The sequence below is a fragment of the Lentzea sp. NPDC036955 genome (assembly GCF_055608005.1).
The window spans coordinates 573,139-590,125 of record NZ_JBVJRC010000005.1 but is presented as its reverse complement, the minus strand read 5'-3'; the positions used below and the strand labels follow the sequence as shown (position 1 = coordinate 590,125).

Below are 16,987 nucleotides of genomic sequence, written 5' to 3'. Positions count from 1 at the left end.
TGACCAGCATGTAGCCCGCCGGAGGGCCGCTACGATCACTGCGTGCGCGAACCGCTTGAACGAGATGACGAGATCGCGCACATCCGCGAAGCCCTGGACGCAGCCACCCGTGGTGAGGGTCGTGTCGTCGTCATCGAGGGGCGTGCGGGCATCGGCAAGACGCGGCTCGTGCACGAGTGCCGTGAGCTGGCCAAGGAGCGCGGGTTCGGGCGGTTGCAGGCGGTCGGCGACGCCCTGGAGAGCGCCATGGCGTGGGGGGTCGTGCGGCAGCTGGTCGAGCGGTCGATCTCGCGCTACTCGGGTGAGGTGAGGGAGAAGATCCTCGCCGGGCCGTCGGGGGCCGCGCTCAGGGCCCTCGACGACGCGGCGCTCGACCCGAGCGAGGCCGAGCTCGCGCGCACGTTGCACTCGCTGTGGTGGGTGGCGGTGGACCTCTCCTCCACCCGGCCGCTGCTGATCACCGTGGACGACGCGCACTGGGCCGACCTGTCGTCGCTGCGGTTCCTCGGCTACCTGGCGCGCCGGATCTCCGACCTGCCGATCGCGCTGGTCGTGGCCACCCGGCCGCCCGCGGACAACGCGGGCCCGCTCGCGCAGCTCAGCATGTCGGCCGACCGGTTGCTGCCGCGGCCGCTCACCCCGGACGCGATCGGCAGGCTGGTCGGTGGGCACGCCGAGGTGGTGAAGGCCGTGCACGCGGCCAGCGGCGGCAACCCGTTCCTGGCCGGGGTGCTGGTCGACGAGCTGGCGGCGCTCGGGTTGCCGATCGACGACCCGGACACGGCGGCAGAGGTCGGTGGGCTGGGGCCCAGCACGGTCTTCCGCGCCACGCTCGGTCGTCTGCCGGCGGACGCCGTCTCTCTCGCGGGTGCTGTCGCGGTTCTCGGCACGCACGCAGATCCGTGGCAGGCCGCGGCACTCGCGCGGACCGAGGACCTGACGGCCGCGGTCGAGGCGTTGGTGGCGGCGAACGTGATCGTCCCCGGCGACCACCTGGAGTTCGTGCACCCCGTGGTGCGTGAGGCGGTGTTGAGCAGTCTCGGCCCGATTGCGCGCGGGTCGTTGCACGCGCGCGCTGCGACGGCGTTGGCCGAAGCCCACGCACCGGCAGACCGGATCGCCGCGCACCTCGTCCACGCTCCGAAGGGCACGCTGCCGAACGCCGCCGACGTGCTCAGGAAGGCTGCGTCGGCGCTGATGGCCGCCGGTGACGCACGTACGGCCGCCGCACACCTCGCACGGGCCGTGGACGAACGGCCCGACGACGCCGCGTTGCGCGCGGAGCTCGGCCGGGCGTTGCTGCGCACCGGTGACGCGGTCAACGCCCACCGCCACCTGAAGGCCGCCGCGGCGGGGCTCCCGGACGCCGAGCTGGTGGCCGCCGCTGCTTCCGCGACGGCGGTGGTCGAGGGGCCTGCGGCGGCGATAGCGGAGCTCACCGAGGCCATCGCCCAGCGGCCGGTCGGCGAGTCCCGGCTGCACCTGGAGGCACGGCTCGCGGTGTTCCGCTCGTTCCTGCCGGACCAGCGCCAGACCGCGTCCGCGCACCTGAGCAGCTACCAGCACCTCGCCGGCGGCACCCCCGACGAACGCACGCTGCTGGGTCTTCTCGCGCAGATGGGCCGCTACGAGGTGTGGCCGCACGACGAGGTGGCCGCGACCGCGACGCGTGCGTTGGCCAACGGCGCGTATCTGGACGACGCGACCGGAAGCACCGACGAGATGGTCGCGTGGCTCGTGGCGCTCCTCGCGCTGATGGCCGCGGACGGGGTCGACACGGCGCAACGGGAGATCGAGCGCGCACGGCTCAAGGTGCGCACCCACGGTTCACCGATCGAGTTCGCGATGGTGGCGAACGCGACCTCGTTCCTGAGCTGGCGCAAGGGCACCATGCGCGCGGTCGAGGCGGAGGCCGAGGCCGCGCTGGCCGCCGTCGCCCAGGAGGACCCCACGTCCACGGTGATCAGCCTGCGCGCGACCTCCACCCACTTCGCCGTGTACGCCGCACTGGAACGTGGCGACACGGCAGCAGCAGCGTCGCTCATCGACGCCTTCGACCGGGCACACGCCCACGCCCGCCCAACTATGCCGACGATCTGGTTGCACGAGGTGCGCGCGCTCATCGCGTTGGCGGAGAACGACCCGCGCAAGGCGATGTTCGAGGCCTACCGCCAACGCGACGCGATGCACGAGGTGCACGTCGACCCGCCCACGATCCCGTGGCGCGCACCGGCGACGAGGGCCGCGCTGCTGCTGGGTGAGCACGAGCTGGCGGTGGAGCTCGCCACCGAACAGCTGGAGGTCGCCCGCGCGTGGGGGGCCGCCACCGAGGTGGGGGCCGCGTTGCGGCTGCTCGCCCACGCCGACGCCACCGCGCGCCTGGACCTGCTGACGGAGTCCGTCGAGGTCCTGGAGGGCTCCCCCGCCCGTCTGGAGCTGGCCCGGTCGCTGGTCGACCTCGGCGAGGCGCTGCGGGTGGCCCGCAAGCGCTCCGACGGGCGCGAACCGCTGCACAAGGCGATCGAGCTGGCCGGTGAGTGCGGCTCCGCGGTGCTCCGGACGCGCGCCACCGAGGCCTTGGAGGCGCTCGGCGACCGGCCGCGCCGGCAGGTCGTGGTGGGTGCGGAGGCGTTGACCGCCTCGGAACGCCGGGTCGCCGACCTGGCCGCGGCGGGGCGGGCGAACCGGGAGATCGCGCAGGAGCTGTTCGTGACGCCGAAGACGGTGGAGAACCACCTCGGCCGCATCTACACGAAGCTCGGGATCGCGGGTCGCAGGGACCTCTCCCGCGTTCTCGCCTGAAGCAGATGCACGTGGGGGTGTCCCTGATACACCCAACTTCCGCGCTGGAGGGTTGAGGGTTCTCCCCTCATGCCCTTGGGGGTCCGCCTCGGCGAATCTTGTGCCACCGCAGGGGAACACAGGAACTCGAAGGGGACACCGACATGATCCGCAACGCTCTGATCGTCACTGCCGCGACCGCCACCATCGCCTCCGTCTTCGCCCCGATGGCGTCGGCCGACCCGGTCATCGGCACGCCGCCGCCGTGTGTGAGCGCCTCCGACCTGGCCGGACCGGACTTCACCGTCCGCAAGTGCGGTGTGAGCGACGTGGACCAGTTCCGCGCCGGGCTGGAGAACAACGGCGGCGCCTACTGCGGGCCCACCTCGCTCTACAACGTCCTGCACTACTGGGCTCACGAGAAGGACGCCCCGGTCGGCTGGATCACCACCAAGGTCGCCAACCTGAACCCGAAGGACCAGGCCGACTACGGCGTGATCACCAACTCGATCGGCCGGATCGGCGTCGACGCGAAGTACAACGGCAGCACCAACCTCACCAACCTGCGCACGGCGTGGACCATCGCCACCAAGCCGGCCCGTGACGCCGGCTGGACCACCACGACGGGCGCGGTCGACACCAAGAACTCCCCCGACTTCGCCGGTGAGCTCGCCAAGAAGCTCAACGAGGGCCCGCTGCAGCTCGTCTACGGCCGCTACAAGGAGGGCCCGACGACCGGGTCCCTGCAGCGCAGCGGTGGTCACATCGTGACCGTCGTGTCCGCCACGGGTTCCTTCGGCGGCAACACGGTCCAGCTGAAGCTGGCCGACCCGGGCCGTGCGGGGGACCACGGCGAGGGCGACTACCTGAAGACCCAGTCCGCCTACGAGGCGCTCGACGTGACGCTGACCAAGAAGTCGATCAAGCAGTACGTCGCGGTCGCGGACGACGAGAACACCGAGGTGGACGAGTCGCTGCAGCCCGGCACGTACCGCACGGTGACCCGCTGGGAGCTGACCGGTCCGCGCTACGTCGGCACCACCCGTCCGATGGTCGAGGCCTTCAACTGGTTCGACATGGCCAAGTGACACCGGACCGCGAGGGCCGTGCTCCCCAGGGGCACGGCCCTCGCGGCGTTGTTCTCAGACTGCTCTCACCCAACGCGTCTAACCTGGCCATATGCGTGTTCTCGTGGTGTCGGCCCCTCTGCTCGGGCACGTCTTCCCGCTGGTGCCGCTGGCGCTGGCGCTGCGCGAGGCCGGTCACGAGGTGGTCGTCGCCACCGGTGGTGAGGCGCTGAAGGCCGCGGAGTCGGGCCTGCCGGTCGAGGACGTCGTCCCGGCCGGGGTCCACTTCGGCCGGATCGCGGCCCGGATCGTGGTCACGCACCCGCTGGTGGCGCGCAGGGAGCTGCGGGGCAGCGGTGAGCTGGGGTTCGTCTCCCGCCTCTTCGGCGCCGTCGGCAACGCGATGACGGCACCGTTGCGGGAGCTCGCCGCACGCTGGCGCCCGGACGTGGTGCTGCACGAACCGCTGGCCGCCGCGGGTTCGGCGCTGGGCGTGCCGTCGGTCGTGCAGGACGTCTCGCTGTTCGACGGGCTGCGGCTCACCGCCGCCGTCAGCGCTCGTATGGACGCCGAGACCCGTTCTCCCGCAACGGTTCTGCGCACCGCTCCCGCGAGTCTCGCGGAGTTCCCCGGTGGCCGGCCGATGCGGTTCGTGCCGCACAGCGGCGCTGGGGACGTGCCGGGCTGGCTCGCCGAACCGTCCGGCACGCCGCGCATCCTCGTCAGCCGCAGCACCGCGCCGGGTCCCGGTGCCGGCGCGATGATGGCCGCGGTGGTGCGGGCCGCCGCCCACGTCGACGCCGAGTTCGTGCTGGTCCGCCCGGACCGCACCGGCGGGCTGCCGGACAACGTGCGCACCACCGGCTGGGTGCCCGTCCCGGCGGTGCTGCCGTTCTGCGACGGCATCGTCCACCACGGCGGCGCGGGCACGCTGCTGGCGGCGCTGGCCGCGGGCGTCCCGCAGCTGGTCGAGCCCGGCCCCGGCGACCGGACGGTGCACGCCACCGCGGTCGCCGGGCGCGGTGCCGGGCTGAAGGCGGCGGCCGGTGACGTCACCCCGGAACTGCTGACCACGCTGATCACCGCCCCGGCTCTGCAGGCGGCCGCGCTGGAGGTGAGCACCGAACTCGCGAAGATGCCTTCACCCGCTGATATTGCCGCCGAATGGGAAAACATCATCACCTAGATCGAGCAAGCTGAACCGCACCCGGTTCCACGGGGCAGCACCTACTGTGATCGCGTGCGCATTCTCTTCTCGAGCCTGGGCTCGCACGGACACACCTATCCGTTGCTCCCGCTCGCGGTCGCCGCCCGCGAGCAGGGACATGACGTCCTCTACGCCGTGGACTCCGGTTTCCACGCCCCGCTGGCGCCGCTGGGGTTCACGGTCGTCGATGCGGGCCTGAGCATCTTCGACGCGTTCCACCAGGCCAACAGCCTGCACGGCACCGACCGGTTCACCCGCGACATGCTGCGGCAGACCGCCTCGGACGCCTTCGGTTCGGTGCTCCCCCGCGCCTACGCCCAGGACCTGGCGCCGGTCATGGAAAGGGACAAGCCGGACCTCGTCGTCTTCGAGATCATCAACCCCGGTGCGGGCATCGCGGCCATGCAGGCGGGAATTCCGACCGTGTGCCACGGATTCGGCAAGGTCGACGACCAGATGATCCCGGCGACCATGGTGGACCCGTTGCTGGCGTACCTCGCGGAACTCGGCATAACGCTGCCGAATGGGCAGAACTTCGGTCTCGGATCGCCTTATCTCGACATCTTCCCGCCGTCGTTGCAGGACCTCGACCACCTGAGGGGCGTCGAGCGCATCCCGGTGCGGCCGGTGCCGTTCGCCGAGCCGCAGCCGCTGCCGGACTGGGTGCTCGAACACCGCAGGCCGCTGGTGTACCTGACGTTCGGCACGGCGTTCGCGGGTCTTGAGCTGATCCAGCGCGCGATCGCCGGGCTGTCCCGGTTGGACGCCGAGGTCCTCGTCGCCACCGGACCGCTGGTGGAGGCGTCGCTGGTCGACGGCGTGCCGGACAACGTGCACGTCCTGTCGTGGGTGCCCCAGGCGGATCTGCTCGCGCACGCGGATCTCGTCGTGCACCACGGCGGCAGCGGCACCACGGTGAGCGCCATGACGGCCGGGGTGCCGCAGCTCGTGCTGCCGCAGGGCGCCGACCAGTTCCGCAACGGCGAGCTGGTGGCGGCGGAGAACCTCGGTTCCCACCTGGTCGACGACCAGTTCACCGCCGACGCCGTGCACGAGACGGCGGCGAAGCTGCTGAACGACGCGGCCGTGCACGACGCCGTGGAGCGCATCCGGCTGGAGATCGCGGCGATGCCGTCGCCCGCGGACGTGGTGCCCAGGCTGGTCGACCTGGCCGGTTAGGCGCGCGGGTGCCCGGCGGGGGTCACTCGCTGGGCACCGGCTTCAGCGCGGTGAGGGCCTCCGGCACCGAGTCGTGCAGCAGGAGGACGTCCGCGACCCCGGTGACCTGCAACGGCCTGCGCACAGCCCGGTGCGGTGCCACGACGCGGAGGTCCTTGCCGTGCTCGTCGGCGAGCTCGTGGGCGGTGATCAGGGTCGAGATGCCGGTCGACCCGAAGAAGCTGACCTCGGTCAGGTCGGCGACCAGGGCCGACCCGCTCGTCTCGAAGCCCAGGCGCAGCGCGTCCAGCACGACGTCCGCGGTGTCGACGTCGATCTCACCCTCCACCGCGACGACCACCACCCCGGCGACCTCGTCCGCTCGCACGGTCAGCAGCGGCGACTCATTGAACTGATCTTCGTTCACCAGCACTCCCCGGTGGCCGAAGCGCGTATGACCCTGACTCCGAGCACGCTGCTGAACCCGGCTGCGTCATCGACGTTACGGCTGTTGCTTTCGGACCACAACCTATTGCAAACCCCTCCGTCGAACGGCGGCGACCGCCCTGCCTCCCCGGTCGGCGCTCGGAGATCACGGTCGCACATCCGGCGGCCAGAACTCCACGAGGGTCCCTCCGTCGGGCGGTCGCACGACGGTGCACCGGCCACCGGCCGCCTCGGCGCGTTCGCGCGTCTCGACCAGCCCGAAGGGCCTGGCGACCTGGTCACCGGCGGGCAGTCCGATGCCGTCGCCGGTCACCCGCACGAGGAAGCCCCGGTCCACAGTGGACATGTCCACGAGCACCGCCGCGGCCCGCGCGTGCTTGCGGACGTCGGTGAGCGCCTCCTGGCAGATGCGGAAGGCGGTGATGGCCGCGTTCGATGCCGGGCGGGCGGACCTGGAAGACCGGGGTGCGCAGCCGGTCGACGGCCTCGCGCACGACGGCCTCGCGCACGTCGTCGTCGAGCTGTTCGGCGGTGCTGCGGTGCTCGTCGGGAGCGTGCGGGCGAGCAGCTGGAGCCGCAGGCCGACGGCGATCATGACCTGGAGGATGTCGTCGTGGACGTCCCAGGCGATCCGCCTGCGTTCCTGCTCCTGCGGTCGGGTGCCGTGCGCCGGACGTCGGCGAGGGCGTCATGGTCGTCAGCGCACGGCGAAGCGGAAGTTGCGCGACCGGCCGACGACGAAGGGCCGGACCAGGTCGAGCACCTCGGCGTGCGCCCGTTCGGCGCCCAGCCGCGGTGAGATCAGCTTGAGCAGGTGGGAGGCGGGCCCGCCGATGCCGGCGCCGAGCGGGAGGAGGCCGAGGAAGATCGGGACGTCGGCGGTGGCGGCTTTCACGCGGACGCTGTGCAATGTCTCCGCGGGCAGTTCGCCGAGCAGCACGTTGTCGCCCTGGTAGGTGTGTGGCGGCAGTTGTGCGCCGAGCGCCTTGTGAAACGGCTTCACACCGAAGTCCTCGGTGAGGCGTGGCGCGACCTTCAGGCCCTCAACGTCGAACGGCCGCGTGCTCGCGAAGGTGATGCGCACGGTGTTCCTGCCGCGGAGCGATGGCGGGAGCATCGGCAGGTCGGGGAACGCGATGGTGGCGAGCTGCGGTGTGACGTGGTCGGGCAGGTCCCAGCCGTGGAACGCGTCGAACACCGCTTCCGCGTGTGTCGCGTCGAAGTACATCTCACCGCTGTGAACCCGGTTCACAGGCAGAAGCTCGAACTCCATCGTCGTCACGACATCGCCGACCTCGGTCGTGCCCAGGACGCGGTCCGCTGCCAGGCCGAACTCGCGGGCGAGCAGCCCGTACCCGCCGCCGAGGGTGTAGCCGACGACGCCGACGCCGGCCGCGTCACCGCTGAGCGGGGCGAGGCCGTGCGGGGCGGCGGCGTCGAGCACCTGCTGCCAGACCGCGCCGGCCTCGACGGTGGCGGTGCGGCGGTCCGGGTCGACGTGGACGGCGTTCATCCGCCTGGTGGAGATGAGGACGCCGGTGGTGGGGGTCGTGAGGCCGTGGCCGGTGGCCTGCACCTCGTACGGCAGGCCGTTGGTCTCGGCGTACTCGACCGCCTTCTCGACGTCGTGGGCGGTCTCCACGACGAAGACGACCTGTGGTTCGTGGCGCAGGCCGGTCTGGAAGCCGCTGCGCTCGTCGTCGTAGCCGGGGTCTCCTGGGTGCAGGATGTGCATGATCTCATCGTTGTTGAGCTGCGGTTATATGTCCAAGAGCTGGTTGTGCTCGTGGCTAGAATCGTTCGTTATGGAGCTTCGGCAGCTTGAGTACTTCGTCGCGGTCGTCGAGGAGGGGTCGTTCACGCGGGCCGCGGAACGGGTGCACGTCGCGCAGCCCGGGGTGAGCGCGCAGATCCGGCGGCTGGAGCGGGAGCTCGGGCACGACCTGCTGGACCGGTCGGGGCGGTCGGTGACGGTGACCGACGTGGGCGCGGCGGTGCTGCCGCTGGCGCGGGCGGCGTTGCGGTCGGTGGAGTCGGCGCGGCGGACCGTGGAGGAGCTGGCCGGGCTGGTGCGCGGGACCGTGCGGGTGGGGATGGTGGTGTCGTGCGGGATCGAGGACCTGCCGGAGCTGCTGTCGGCGTTCCACTCGGCGCATCCGGGCGTGGAGATCACGTTGGCGGAGGCCAACTCCGACGAGCTGGTCGAGTCTCTTGTGGATGGACGGCTCGACCTCGCGCTCGTCGGGTACGCGGGAGGGACGCCGGCCGGGTTGTCGGTGCGGGTGCTGGCCGACGAGCCGCTCGTGGCGGCGGTGTCGGAGTCAGATCCCTGGTACGGCAGGGAATCGGTGCCGTTGGACGAGCTGCTGGAGCGCGGGTTGATCAGCCTGCCGGTCGGGACGGGCCTGCGCGGGGCGTTGGACGCGGCCTGCGGCACGCGGCGGCCGCGGATCGCGTTCGAGGCCTCGGCGCCGCCGATGGTGATCACGCTGGCGCAGCGCGGTCTCGGGCCGGCGATCCTGGCGGGGTCGATGGTGTCCGGTCTGCACCCGGTGCGGATCACGGACCCCGTGCCGCACAGCAGGTTGGCGCTGGCGTGGCGGACCGGCGGCCCGCACAGCCCGGCCGCGCGGGCGTTGATCAGGCTCGCGGAAAACCGGGTGACAGCGGATCTGTGAGTCTGCCACGATCTGCGGCATGTTCGTGACGGCTGAGAACGCGATGCACGCAGGTGTTCCTGCGGGCGCGCTCGCCGTCGCCTCGGCACAGCCGGCCGGCGCCCGACTCTGACCCTTCTCCAGTCCGTTCCTCCAGGACCGCTGGGGGAGGGTCGTGGTGGTCGATCGGTTCTGGGCAACCCGGCTGTGTTCTCGAGGGAATGATGAAGCAGGAGTTCGTGCGCGCCAAGCCGCACCTCAACATCGGCACGATGGGTCACGTCGACCACGGCAAGACCACCCTGACCGCCGCCATCACCAAGGTCCTGTCCGAAGTGGACCCGTCGGCCACGTCCTTCACCGCGTTCGACCGCATCGACCGCGCCCCGGAGGAGCTGGCCCGCGGCATCACCATCAACATCGCGCACGTCGAGTACGAGACGCCGACGCGGCACTACGCCCACGTCGACATGCCCGGCCACGCCGACTACGTGAAGAACATGATCACGGGTGCGGCGCAGCTCGACGGCGCGATCCTGGTGGTCTCCGCCGAGGACGGCTCCATGCCGCAAACCCGCGAGCACGTGGTGCTGGCGCGGCGCGTGGGCGTACCGCACGTGGTGGTGGCGCTGAACAAGGCCGACGCGGTCACCGACCCCGAGCTGCTCGACCTGGTGGAGCTGGAGATCCGCGACCTGTTGTCCCGCTACGGTTTCGACGGCGACGCCACCCCGGTGGTGCGCGTCTCCGGCCTGCGCGCGCTGCAGGGCGACCCGGTGTGGACGCGGTCGGTGCTGGCGCTGCTGGAGGCCGTGGACACCCACGTCCCCGTGCCGGAGCGGGACGTGACGAGCCCGTTCCTGATGCCGGTCGAGAACGTCCTGACCATCAGCGGCCGCGGCACCGTCGTGACCGGCGCGGTGGAACGCGGCGTGCTCGGCCTGGGCGACCAGGTGGAGGTGATCGGCCTCGGCGCCGCGGTGACGTCCGTCGCCACCGGCATCGAGACCTTCGGCAAGCCGATGCACCAGGCCCAGGCGGGCGACAACGCGGCGGTCCTGCTGCGCGGCGTCCGCCGCGGCGACGTCCGCCGCGGCCAGGTCCTCGCCCAGCCCGGCACCGTCGCCCCGCACACCCGCTTCCGCGCGTCGGTGTACCTGCTGTCGCACGAGGAGGGCGGCCGGCACACCGGCATCGCCACGAACTACCGCCCGCAGTTCCACTTCCGCACCGGCGACGTGGTGGGCGTGGTGCACCTCGACGCGCCGGCCCTGCCCGGTGACACCGTCGAGGTCACCGTGGAGCTCGGCAAGGCGGTGGCGATGGACACCGGTCTCGGGTTCGCGATCCGCGAGGGCGGCAAGACCGTGGGCGCGGGCACGGTCGGCGAGATCCTCGCCTAAGGCGGCGGCGACGGCCCGAGAAGGTGGTCGCGCTGCCTGGCAGGAGGGCGTGGTGAGGGCTTCCGGCTCTCGTCACGCCCTTCCGTTTTGGCAGGTGACCGGGGGTTCTCGGTACCCGGCGGACTCGACCCGCCGAGCCGTCACCCCGACCGGTCGCTCACCGAGTGCGGCGCCCCGACGGGCTTCGACTCCGGTGATCCGCGCTGCCGCAGGTAGACGCTCAAGAAAGCCATGGAGGCGATCGCCAGGAACTCCGACTGCCAGTTCTGCAACGACCGGCTCCAGAAGTCCGAGCTCAGGAAGTACTCGAACAGTCCCATCCGGGTGGCCAGCGGGTCGGAGTTGTTGGCGAACCACCCGGCGACCCACTGCGTGGTCCACGAGAAGAGGAACAGCGTCAGCATCGCGAGACCGAGCGACTTCGAGTAGAGGGAGGTGCGCCAGCCGCCGGCACGGGCCCAGCGCGGGGACGACTCGGTGGTGTGGGCGCCGAGTTGCTGGTCCTCGTCGGACCCCGGACCCGTCTTGTCGGCGGGTTTGGACTCCGGGGAGCCGCGTTGCACGAGCCAGACGGTGGCCCACACGTAGAGGAAGAACTGGAGGTACTCGGACTGCCAGTTCTCGACGACGTCGACGAGGAAGTCCGCGGAGACCAGGTAGGAGCCGAGGGTCAGGAGGGGCTGGCCGAGCGCGGCCTGGCGGTCGTTGTGGTCGGCGTGGCCCGCGAGGAGCTGACCGACCAGTGCGGCGAGGAAGAGCCCGCCGAAGACGAGCGTCAGGCTGTGCTCGCGCCAGAACCTCCTCATGGGACCCGTGTTCCCGGCGGTGGACCGTTCAAACTTCGAGGAGCCGGCCCACACTTCGTGGACCGGCTCCGACTTCGAAGGGCGACACCGACCGCGAAAGCAGCCCGCTCACACCTCGAGGAGCGGCACGACCTCCTTGGCCCAGAACTCGAAGAACGCCTCCTGGTCGGGCCCGATCTGCTGGACGTACAGCTCGTCGAACCCGGCGTCGACGAACTCCTTGACCTTCTCGGCGTAGCGCTCGGGGTCGGGGCCGCACGGGATCGACTCGCGGATCATGTCGGGGGTCACGAGCTGGGAGGCCTGTTCGAAGTGGCGCGGGGTCGGGAGGACCTGGGCGAGCTCACCGGGCAGGCCGTCGTTGGGCCACAGGCGGTGCGCGGTGGTGACGGCGTCCTCTTCGGACGGTGCGTAGCAGACCTTGAGGGCACTCTGGGAGGGGCCGCGGCCACCTTCGGCGCGGTACTTCTCCAGGAGGTCGCCGGAGGGGCCGACGCACATGTAGCCGTCGCCGGCGCGGGCGGCGAGGCGGACGGCTTTCGGGCCGAAGGCGGAGACGTAGATCGGGACCGGGCGGTCGGGGAGGGTGTAGATGCGGGCGTTCTCGACGGTGTAGTGCTTGCCGTGGTGGGTGAGCTCCTCGCCCTGGTGGAGGGTGCGGATGATGCCGATGGCCTCCTCCAGCATCTCCAGGCGCACGTCGGCGGACGGCCAGTGGTCGCCGAGGACGTGTTCGTTCAGGGCCTCGCCGCTGCCGACGCCGAGCACGAAGCGGCCCTCGCACTGGACCGCGGCGGTGGCGGCGGCCTGGGCGATGACGGCCGGGTGGATGCGGACGGTCGGGCAGGTCACCGCGGTGGTGATCGGGATGGTCACGGCTTCGGAGAGTGCGCCGATGGTGCCCCAGACGAACGGGGACTGGCCCTGTTCGTCGTTCCACGGGTGGTAGTGGTCGGAGATCCACAGGGCCTCGAAGCCGTGCTGGTCGGCCAGGCGGGCGTTGCGGACCAGCTCGCGCGGGCCGTGTTCTTCTGAGGAGAGGAAGTAACCGAGCTTCACGGCAGCAACTCCTGGATCTTGGTGCGCAGGCCGCGCGTGATGAGGCCCCAGGCGTCGGGGTCGCCGCGCAGCACTGCTTCGGTCATGTCCTTGATCTGCTCGAACGTGGCGTGTGGCGGGATCGGTGGCACGTCCGGGTCGCAGCGCACGTCGAGGACGGTGGTGCCCTCGTAGGCGAGTGCGGTGTCCCAGGCGGGGCCGAGCTGGTCGGGGTCGTCGACCTCGATGCCCTGCAGGCCGATGGACCGGGCGAACTGCGCGTACGAGAGGTCCGGGAGGTCCTGGGACGGCTCGAACTTCGGGGCGCCGCCCATGGCGCGCAGTTCCCAGGTGACCTGGTTGAGGTCGTTGTTGTGGAACACGCACACGACGCAGCGGATGTTGTGGTGCCGCAGCGTGAGGAGTTCGGCCATGCCGTTCATCTGCATCGCGCCGTCGCCGACGAGTGCGATGAGCGGCCGGTTCGGCTGGGCGAACGCGGCGCCGAGGGCGTACGGCACGGCGCAGCCCATGGTGGCCAGCGTGCCGGACAGCGAGGACCGCACGTCGCCGCGGATCTTCAGCAGGCGCGCGTACCAGTTGGTCGCGGAACCGGAGTCGGCGGTGACGATCGCGTTGTGCGGCAGGCGCTGGGACAGCTCGTGCACGATCCGCATGGGGTTGACCGGGTCGGCCGGGACGAGCGCCTGCCGTTCCAGGACCTCCCACCAGCGTTCGACGTTCTTCTCGATCGTCTCGCGCCACGAGCGGTCGGTCTTCCGTTCGAGCAACGGGATGAGGGCGCGCAGCGTCGCGCGGGCGTCGCCGACGAGGTTGACCTCGGTCGGGTAGCGCATGCCGATGGTGCTGCCGTCGGCATCGATCTGCACTCCCCGCGCGGCACCGGGTTTCGGCAGGAACTGCGAGTAGGGGAAGTTCGACCCGACGATCAGCAGCCGGTCGCAGTCGCGCATCAGCTCGTAGCTCGGTCGTGTTCCGAGCAGGCCGATGGACCCGGTCACGTACGGCAGGTCGTCGGACAGGACGTCCTTGCCCAGCAACGCCTTCGCGACACCGGCACCGAGCAGTTCCGCGACCTCGCCGACCTCGGCGGCGGCACCGCGCGCGCCCTGGCCGATCAGGATCGCGACCTTCGAGCCGCTGTTCAGGACCTCGGCGGCGCGGCGCACCTCGTCGTCGGCAGGCACGACGACGGACGACGGCCGGGACGGCGGGCTGGACGGGATGTGCTTGAACTCGTGCTTGGGAGGTTCGTACTCCTGTTCCTGCACGTCGTTCGGGATGATCACCACGGCCGGCGCGCGTTCGGTGGCGGCGGTGCGGAACGCCCGGTCGAGGGCGTTCGGCAGCTGCTCGGGCACCGTGACGTCGATCAGGAACGAGGCGACGTCGCGGAACAGCGCGTGCAGGTCGACCTCCTGCTGGAAGCTGCCGCCCTGCGCGGTGCGCGCGGTCTGGCCGACGATCGCGACGACTGGCACGTGGTCGAGCTTCGCGTCGTACAGGCCGTTGAGCAGGTGGATCGCGCCCGGTCCCGAGGTCGCGAGGCACACGCCGACGTCGCCGCTGAACTTGGCGTAGCCGACGGCGGCGAACGCGGCCATCTCCTCGTGCCGGGTCTGGATGAACTTCGGGTCGTTGTCCGCTTTGCCGAACGCGGCCACGATGCCGTTGATGCCGTCACCGGGGTAGGCGAACACCTGCGCGACCTTCCAGTCGCGCAGGCGTTGCACGATGAAGTCTCCGACGGTCATGCCGACGCCCCTTCGAGCACGTACACCGCGTAGGCGGAGCGGATGATCGGCTGGGCGACGTTGCGGACCCGCACGCCGCCGGGGGTCATGCCCTGTTCGGTGCCGAAGTGCGCGTGCCCGTGGATCGCGAGGTGCGTGCCGGTCTTGTCGATCGCCTCGCCGAGCAGGTACGAGCCGAGGAACGGGTAGATCTCCGGTGGCTCGCCGCGCAACGTGTCGGGCACCGGCGCGTAGTGCGTGAGCGCCACCTTGATGTCGGTTTCCAGTTCGGACAGTGCGCTTTCCAGCGTCCCGGCGATGTCGCAGGTGTGCTGGATGAACGCCTTCATCTCGCGTTCACCGAACGCGCTGCCGCACTTGCCGGCGAACCCGCCGCCGAAGCCCTTCACCCCGGCGACGCCGAGGGTGCAGCCGTTGATGCGCGTTTCGAAGGTCGTGCCCTCCAGGACGTGGATGCCCTTGTCCTGCAACGTCTTGGTGACTTCGAGCGGTTTGTCGTCCTGGTGGTCGTGGTTGCCGAGCACGGCGATGACGGGCACCGGGAGGTCCGCGAACTCGTCGGCGACGACCTCGGCCTCGGCGACCGTGCCGTGCCGGGTCAGGTCACCGGCCAGCAGCAGCACGTCGGCGTGCTCGCCGACCTTCTCCAGCGCGGGCCGCAGGTGGCCGCGCATGTCCTCGCCGAGGTGGACGTCGCCGACGGCGGCGATCCGGATCATCGCAGGTCCTCCTCACCCTCCGGTTCACCGGCCGGTGTCACGCGCACGTCGTTGAGGATCGTCAGCTCGGGCGCTGCCTCGTGCAGCACCTCCTCCAACGCGGCCTTGCGGTCCGCGCACGCGACGTCGCCGGAGAGCATCACGTTGTCGCCGCGCACGGTGACGCGCACGCCGAGCTCGGCCGTTCTCGGGTCCTCCGCGACCGCCCTACGCAGATTCGCCGCGAGGTACTGCTCGGAGCCCATGGTCCCTCCCGATGATGTCCAGGCGTTCGATGAGCACCAGGAACGCCTCCGCGTACGGCGAGTTCTTGGTCTCGTCGCGCACCTGCTGCCAGTCGATCTGCTCCCTGAGCGCGCGGGCGAACGGCAGCAGCTCGCTGAAGTCGCAGCGGTGCCCGTCGAGCACCAGCAGCTTGCTGATCAGCACGTACGTCGCCGGCATCACCGGCAGCATCACCGAACCGACCGGCATCTCCTCGGCCATCGCGAGGAGGTCGTCGGTCACGGGCCGCTCGTTGGGCCGGAACAGCAGGTCCACCAGCGAGTCGCCGTCGTAGACCTTCAGCAGCCAGTCCTCCGGCGGTTCCGCGGCCCTCAGCCCGCGCGCGACCAGCACCCGCACGGCTTCCGTCGCGTCCTGCTCGCGCACGAGCAGGTCGACGTCGTGCTCGCTCGTCGGGCCGCCGCGCGCGTAGCCGGCACACCCTCCGGTCAGGGCGAACGGAATCCCTTCGCTGCGTAACGCGTTCGCGACTTTGGTCAGCGTCCGCAGCAACTCGTCCTGCACGTCGCTCATGTCAGCGGTTACCCGCGTTGCCCGCGCGGTGAACCTCACACCCGATCAGTGGCGAGCCGGGCGTGCCGTTCCGCGTCGAACCGCTGCCCGTCGTGCAGGAGCCGGCCCCGTTCGACGCCTTCCACCGCGTAGCCGGCGCGGGTGGCCACGCGACAGGAGGCGGGGTTGTCCACCCGGTGGGCGAGCTCCAGGCGGAACAGCCCGAGCTCCGTGAACGCCCAGTCGCTGACCGCGCGGCAGGCGCGGGTCGCGAGTCCTCTGCCGCGTGCGTGCTCGCGCACCCAGTACGACACCCAGCCGGTCTGGTGGCGTCGTTCCACACTCGACACGGCGATGTTCCCGGCCGGTTCGCCGTCCAGGAGCACGGCGAAGGTGTAGGCCACGTCGTCCACGCGCCGCACGGCGAGCAGGTCGATCCACGAGACGGCGTCCTCCAGGGAGGTGATCTCGGTGGTGAACTGGCGGTCCATCAGGGGTTCGCGGGCGGCGGCGAGGAGCACGGGGGCGTCGTCGGGCCGCCAGGGTCGCAACAGGTCGTCCACCTGTCCACCTTCTGAAGATGGCGGACCGGCTGCAACTCAGCGGGCCCGCGGGACGTCATAGGGACAACCCCAACCCCCAGGGAGCACGCGGATGGTCATCTTCGGCTGGCGAACGACGGTCCAGCAGCTCGTCATGCTGACGCTGGTGTGCGGCCACTGCGGTCACCAGGCGGCACACAGCCTCACGCGCCGGGTCACGAAGCCCACGGTCTTCTTCATCCCGCTGTTCACGATCAGCCGCAAGTACGGGATGCAGTGCACGTTCTGCGGTGTCGCCTACGACATCAGCTCCACCCACGCGCATCAGCTGGGCGCGGGCGTCTGACAGGCGGCGCAGCCGGGCGCGTCCGCGTCGGTGGTGACGCGCCCGCACTCGGGGCAGACCAGGTCGAGGAAGCACGCACTCGAACCGGCGTCGCGGAGGTCCACGGCCAGCCGCTCGTCGCGACCGAGCGGACCGGGACGGTCATCACCGTCAGCCATCCTCCGAGCCTACGCCCGCGCTCTCCTCAACCGACAAATTTTTTCTTCTTGACGATAACTTTCTTCGGCGGCAGGATGGCACCATGCCGCAGGAGAGGGAGAGCAG

Annotated in this window: 18 protein-coding genes; 7 read left to right on the top strand and 11 right to left on the bottom strand. The window is 70.9% G+C overall.

Annotated features, from left to right (window positions below; translation table 11 throughout):
* Positions 1-42 precede the first annotated feature (42 nt).
* The 4 genes from ACZ7CF_RS20065 to ACZ7CF_RS20050 all read left to right on the top strand — a co-directional run bounded on the left by ACZ7CF_RS20065 (position 43) and on the right by ACZ7CF_RS20050 (position 6,234).
* Positions 43-2,802, top strand: a complete 2,760-nt coding sequence (locus ACZ7CF_RS20065; RefSeq protein ID WP_470370242.1) for a helix-turn-helix transcriptional regulator — start codon at positions 43-45, stop codon at positions 2,800-2,802.
* Positions 2,803-2,945: 143 nt separating this feature from the next.
* Positions 2,946-3,869 carry a hypothetical protein gene (locus ACZ7CF_RS20060; RefSeq protein ID WP_470370241.1) on the top strand — a complete coding sequence of 308 codons (924 nt, stop codon included), beginning with the start codon at positions 2,946-2,948 and terminating at the stop codon, positions 3,867-3,869.
* A gap of 91 nt (positions 3,870-3,960) precedes the next feature.
* Positions 3,961-5,034, top strand: a complete 1,074-nt coding sequence (locus tag ACZ7CF_RS20055) for a nucleotide disphospho-sugar-binding domain-containing protein (RefSeq protein WP_470370240.1) — start codon at positions 3,961-3,963, stop codon at positions 5,032-5,034.
* A gap of 54 nt (positions 5,035-5,088) precedes the next feature.
* Entirely contained in the window at positions 5,089-6,234 is a 1,146-nt protein-coding gene (locus ACZ7CF_RS20050; protein ID WP_470370239.1) for a glycosyltransferase, read from the top strand.
* 22 nt (positions 6,235-6,256) lie between these two features.
* Here ACZ7CF_RS20050 and ACZ7CF_RS20045 read toward each other — a convergent pair whose 3' ends face one another.
* From ACZ7CF_RS20045 to ACZ7CF_RS20035, 3 genes are all read right to left on the bottom strand, one after another.
* A complete protein-coding gene (locus ACZ7CF_RS20045; RefSeq protein ID WP_360395424.1) occupies positions 6,257-6,640 on the bottom strand; it encodes an STAS domain-containing protein in 384 nt (127 codons plus the stop codon).
* 165 nt (positions 6,641-6,805) lie between these two features.
* Positions 6,806-7,291 (bottom strand): sensor histidine kinase, encoded by a 486-nt coding sequence (locus ACZ7CF_RS20040; protein ID WP_470370288.1) that lies wholly within the window; start codon positions 7,289-7,291, stop codon positions 6,806-6,808.
* A 66-nt stretch (positions 7,292-7,357) separates the two neighbouring features.
* On the bottom strand, positions 7,358-8,395 hold the full coding sequence (locus ACZ7CF_RS20035; RefSeq protein WP_470370238.1) for an FAD-binding oxidoreductase: 1,038 nt from the start codon (positions 8,393-8,395) through the stop codon (positions 7,358-7,360).
* A 70-nt stretch (positions 8,396-8,465) separates the two neighbouring features.
* On the opposite strand from ACZ7CF_RS20035, the gene ACZ7CF_RS20030 reads away from it, so the two are divergent.
* Positions 8,466-9,338, top strand: a complete 873-nt coding sequence (locus ACZ7CF_RS20030; RefSeq protein WP_470370237.1) for a LysR family transcriptional regulator — start codon at positions 8,466-8,468, stop codon at positions 9,336-9,338.
* A 200-nt stretch (positions 9,339-9,538) separates the two neighbouring features.
* Positions 9,539-10,720 (top strand): elongation factor Tu, encoded by a 1,182-nt coding sequence (tuf, locus tag ACZ7CF_RS20025; RefSeq protein ID WP_470370236.1) that lies wholly within the window; start codon positions 9,539-9,541, stop codon positions 10,718-10,720.
* Positions 10,721-10,860: 140 nt separating this feature from the next.
* On the opposite strand, the gene ACZ7CF_RS20020 is transcribed toward tuf, so the two are convergent.
* The 7 genes from ACZ7CF_RS20020 to ACZ7CF_RS19990 form a co-directional block, all read right to left on the bottom strand.
* Complete coding sequence (locus ACZ7CF_RS20020; RefSeq protein ID WP_470370235.1) at positions 10,861-11,526, bottom strand: DUF6766 family protein; 666 nt, start codon at positions 11,524-11,526, stop codon at positions 10,861-10,863.
* Positions 11,527-11,634: 108 nt separating this feature from the next.
* Positions 11,635-12,585, bottom strand: coding sequence for a TIGR03557 family F420-dependent LLM class oxidoreductase (locus ACZ7CF_RS20015; protein WP_470370234.1), 951 nt, complete (start codon positions 12,583-12,585; stop codon positions 11,635-11,637).
* Positions 12,582-14,339 (bottom strand): thiamine pyrophosphate-requiring protein, encoded by a 1,758-nt coding sequence (locus ACZ7CF_RS20010; RefSeq protein WP_470370233.1) that lies wholly within the window; start codon positions 14,337-14,339, stop codon positions 12,582-12,584. Before ACZ7CF_RS20010 ends, ACZ7CF_RS20015 begins: the two co-directional genes overlap by 4 nt.
* The gene (locus tag ACZ7CF_RS20005) at positions 14,336-15,058 is read right to left on the bottom strand and encodes a metallophosphoesterase family protein (RefSeq protein ID WP_360395412.1); all 723 of its coding nucleotides are present in this window, start codon (positions 15,056-15,058) and stop codon (positions 14,336-14,338) included. Before ACZ7CF_RS20005 ends, ACZ7CF_RS20010 begins: the two co-directional genes overlap by 4 nt.
* Complete coding sequence (locus ACZ7CF_RS20000) at positions 15,055-15,303, bottom strand: BON domain-containing protein (RefSeq protein WP_360395410.1); 249 nt, start codon at positions 15,301-15,303, stop codon at positions 15,055-15,057. The genes ACZ7CF_RS20005 and ACZ7CF_RS20000 overlap by 4 nt, the downstream gene beginning before the upstream one ends.
* Complete coding sequence (locus ACZ7CF_RS19995) at positions 15,266-15,856, bottom strand: nucleotidyltransferase family protein (RefSeq protein ID WP_360395409.1); 591 nt, start codon at positions 15,854-15,856, stop codon at positions 15,266-15,268. The genes ACZ7CF_RS20000 and ACZ7CF_RS19995 overlap by 38 nt, the downstream gene beginning before the upstream one ends.
* Before the next feature lie 35 nt (positions 15,857-15,891).
* Positions 15,892-16,398, bottom strand: a complete 507-nt coding sequence (locus ACZ7CF_RS19990) for a GNAT family N-acetyltransferase (protein ID WP_360395407.1) — start codon at positions 16,396-16,398, stop codon at positions 15,892-15,894.
* A gap of 91 nt (positions 16,399-16,489) precedes the next feature.
* Between ACZ7CF_RS19990 and ACZ7CF_RS19985 the strand changes: the two genes are divergently transcribed.
* Positions 16,490-16,723, top strand: coding sequence for a zinc-ribbon domain-containing protein (locus tag ACZ7CF_RS19985; RefSeq protein ID WP_470370232.1), 234 nt, complete (start codon positions 16,490-16,492; stop codon positions 16,721-16,723).
* Here ACZ7CF_RS19985 and ACZ7CF_RS19980 read toward each other — a convergent pair.
* On the bottom strand, positions 16,702-16,881 hold the full coding sequence (locus ACZ7CF_RS19980) for a hypothetical protein (RefSeq protein ID WP_470370231.1): 180 nt from the start codon (positions 16,879-16,881) through the stop codon (positions 16,702-16,704). The two genes, ACZ7CF_RS19985 and ACZ7CF_RS19980, sit on opposite strands and share 22 nt — an antisense overlap.
* Positions 16,882-16,987 lie beyond the last annotated feature (106 nt).

Coding starts and splice junctions, on each gene's coding strand:
- ACZ7CF_RS20060 (WP_470370241.1), top strand. CDS start 2,946: ATGATCCGCAACGCTCTGATCGTCACTGCCGCGACCGCCACCATCGCC.
- ACZ7CF_RS20055 (WP_470370240.1), top strand. CDS start 3,961: ATGCGTGTTCTCGTGGTGTCGGCCCCTCTGCTCGGGCACGTCTTCCCG.
- ACZ7CF_RS20035 (WP_470370238.1), bottom strand. CDS start 8,395: ATGCACATCCTGCACCCAGGAGACCCCGGCTACGACGACGAGCGCAGC.
- ACZ7CF_RS20030 (WP_470370237.1), top strand. CDS start 8,466: ATGGAGCTTCGGCAGCTTGAGTACTTCGTCGCGGTCGTCGAGGAGGGG.
- tuf (WP_470370236.1), top strand. CDS start 9,539: ATGATGAAGCAGGAGTTCGTGCGCGCCAAGCCGCACCTCAACATCGGC.
- ACZ7CF_RS20020 (WP_470370235.1), bottom strand. CDS start 11,526: ATGAGGAGGTTCTGGCGCGAGCACAGCCTGACGCTCGTCTTCGGCGGG.
- ACZ7CF_RS20010 (WP_470370233.1), bottom strand. CDS start 14,339: ATGACCGTCGGAGACTTCATCGTGCAACGCCTGCGCGACTGGAAGGTC.
- ACZ7CF_RS20005 (WP_360395412.1), bottom strand. CDS start 15,058: ATGATCCGGATCGCCGCCGTCGGCGACGTCCACCTCGGCGAGGACATG.
- ACZ7CF_RS20000 (WP_360395410.1), bottom strand. CDS start 15,303: ATGGGCTCCGAGCAGTACCTCGCGGCGAATCTGCGTAGGGCGGTCGCG.
- ACZ7CF_RS19995 (WP_360395409.1), bottom strand. CDS start 15,856: ATGAGCGACGTGCAGGACGAGTTGCTGCGGACGCTGACCAAAGTCGCG.
- ACZ7CF_RS19985 (WP_470370232.1), top strand. CDS start 16,490: ATGGTCATCTTCGGCTGGCGAACGACGGTCCAGCAGCTCGTCATGCTG.
- ACZ7CF_RS19980 (WP_470370231.1), bottom strand. CDS start 16,881: ATGGCTGACGGTGATGACCGTCCCGGTCCGCTCGGTCGCGACGAGCGG.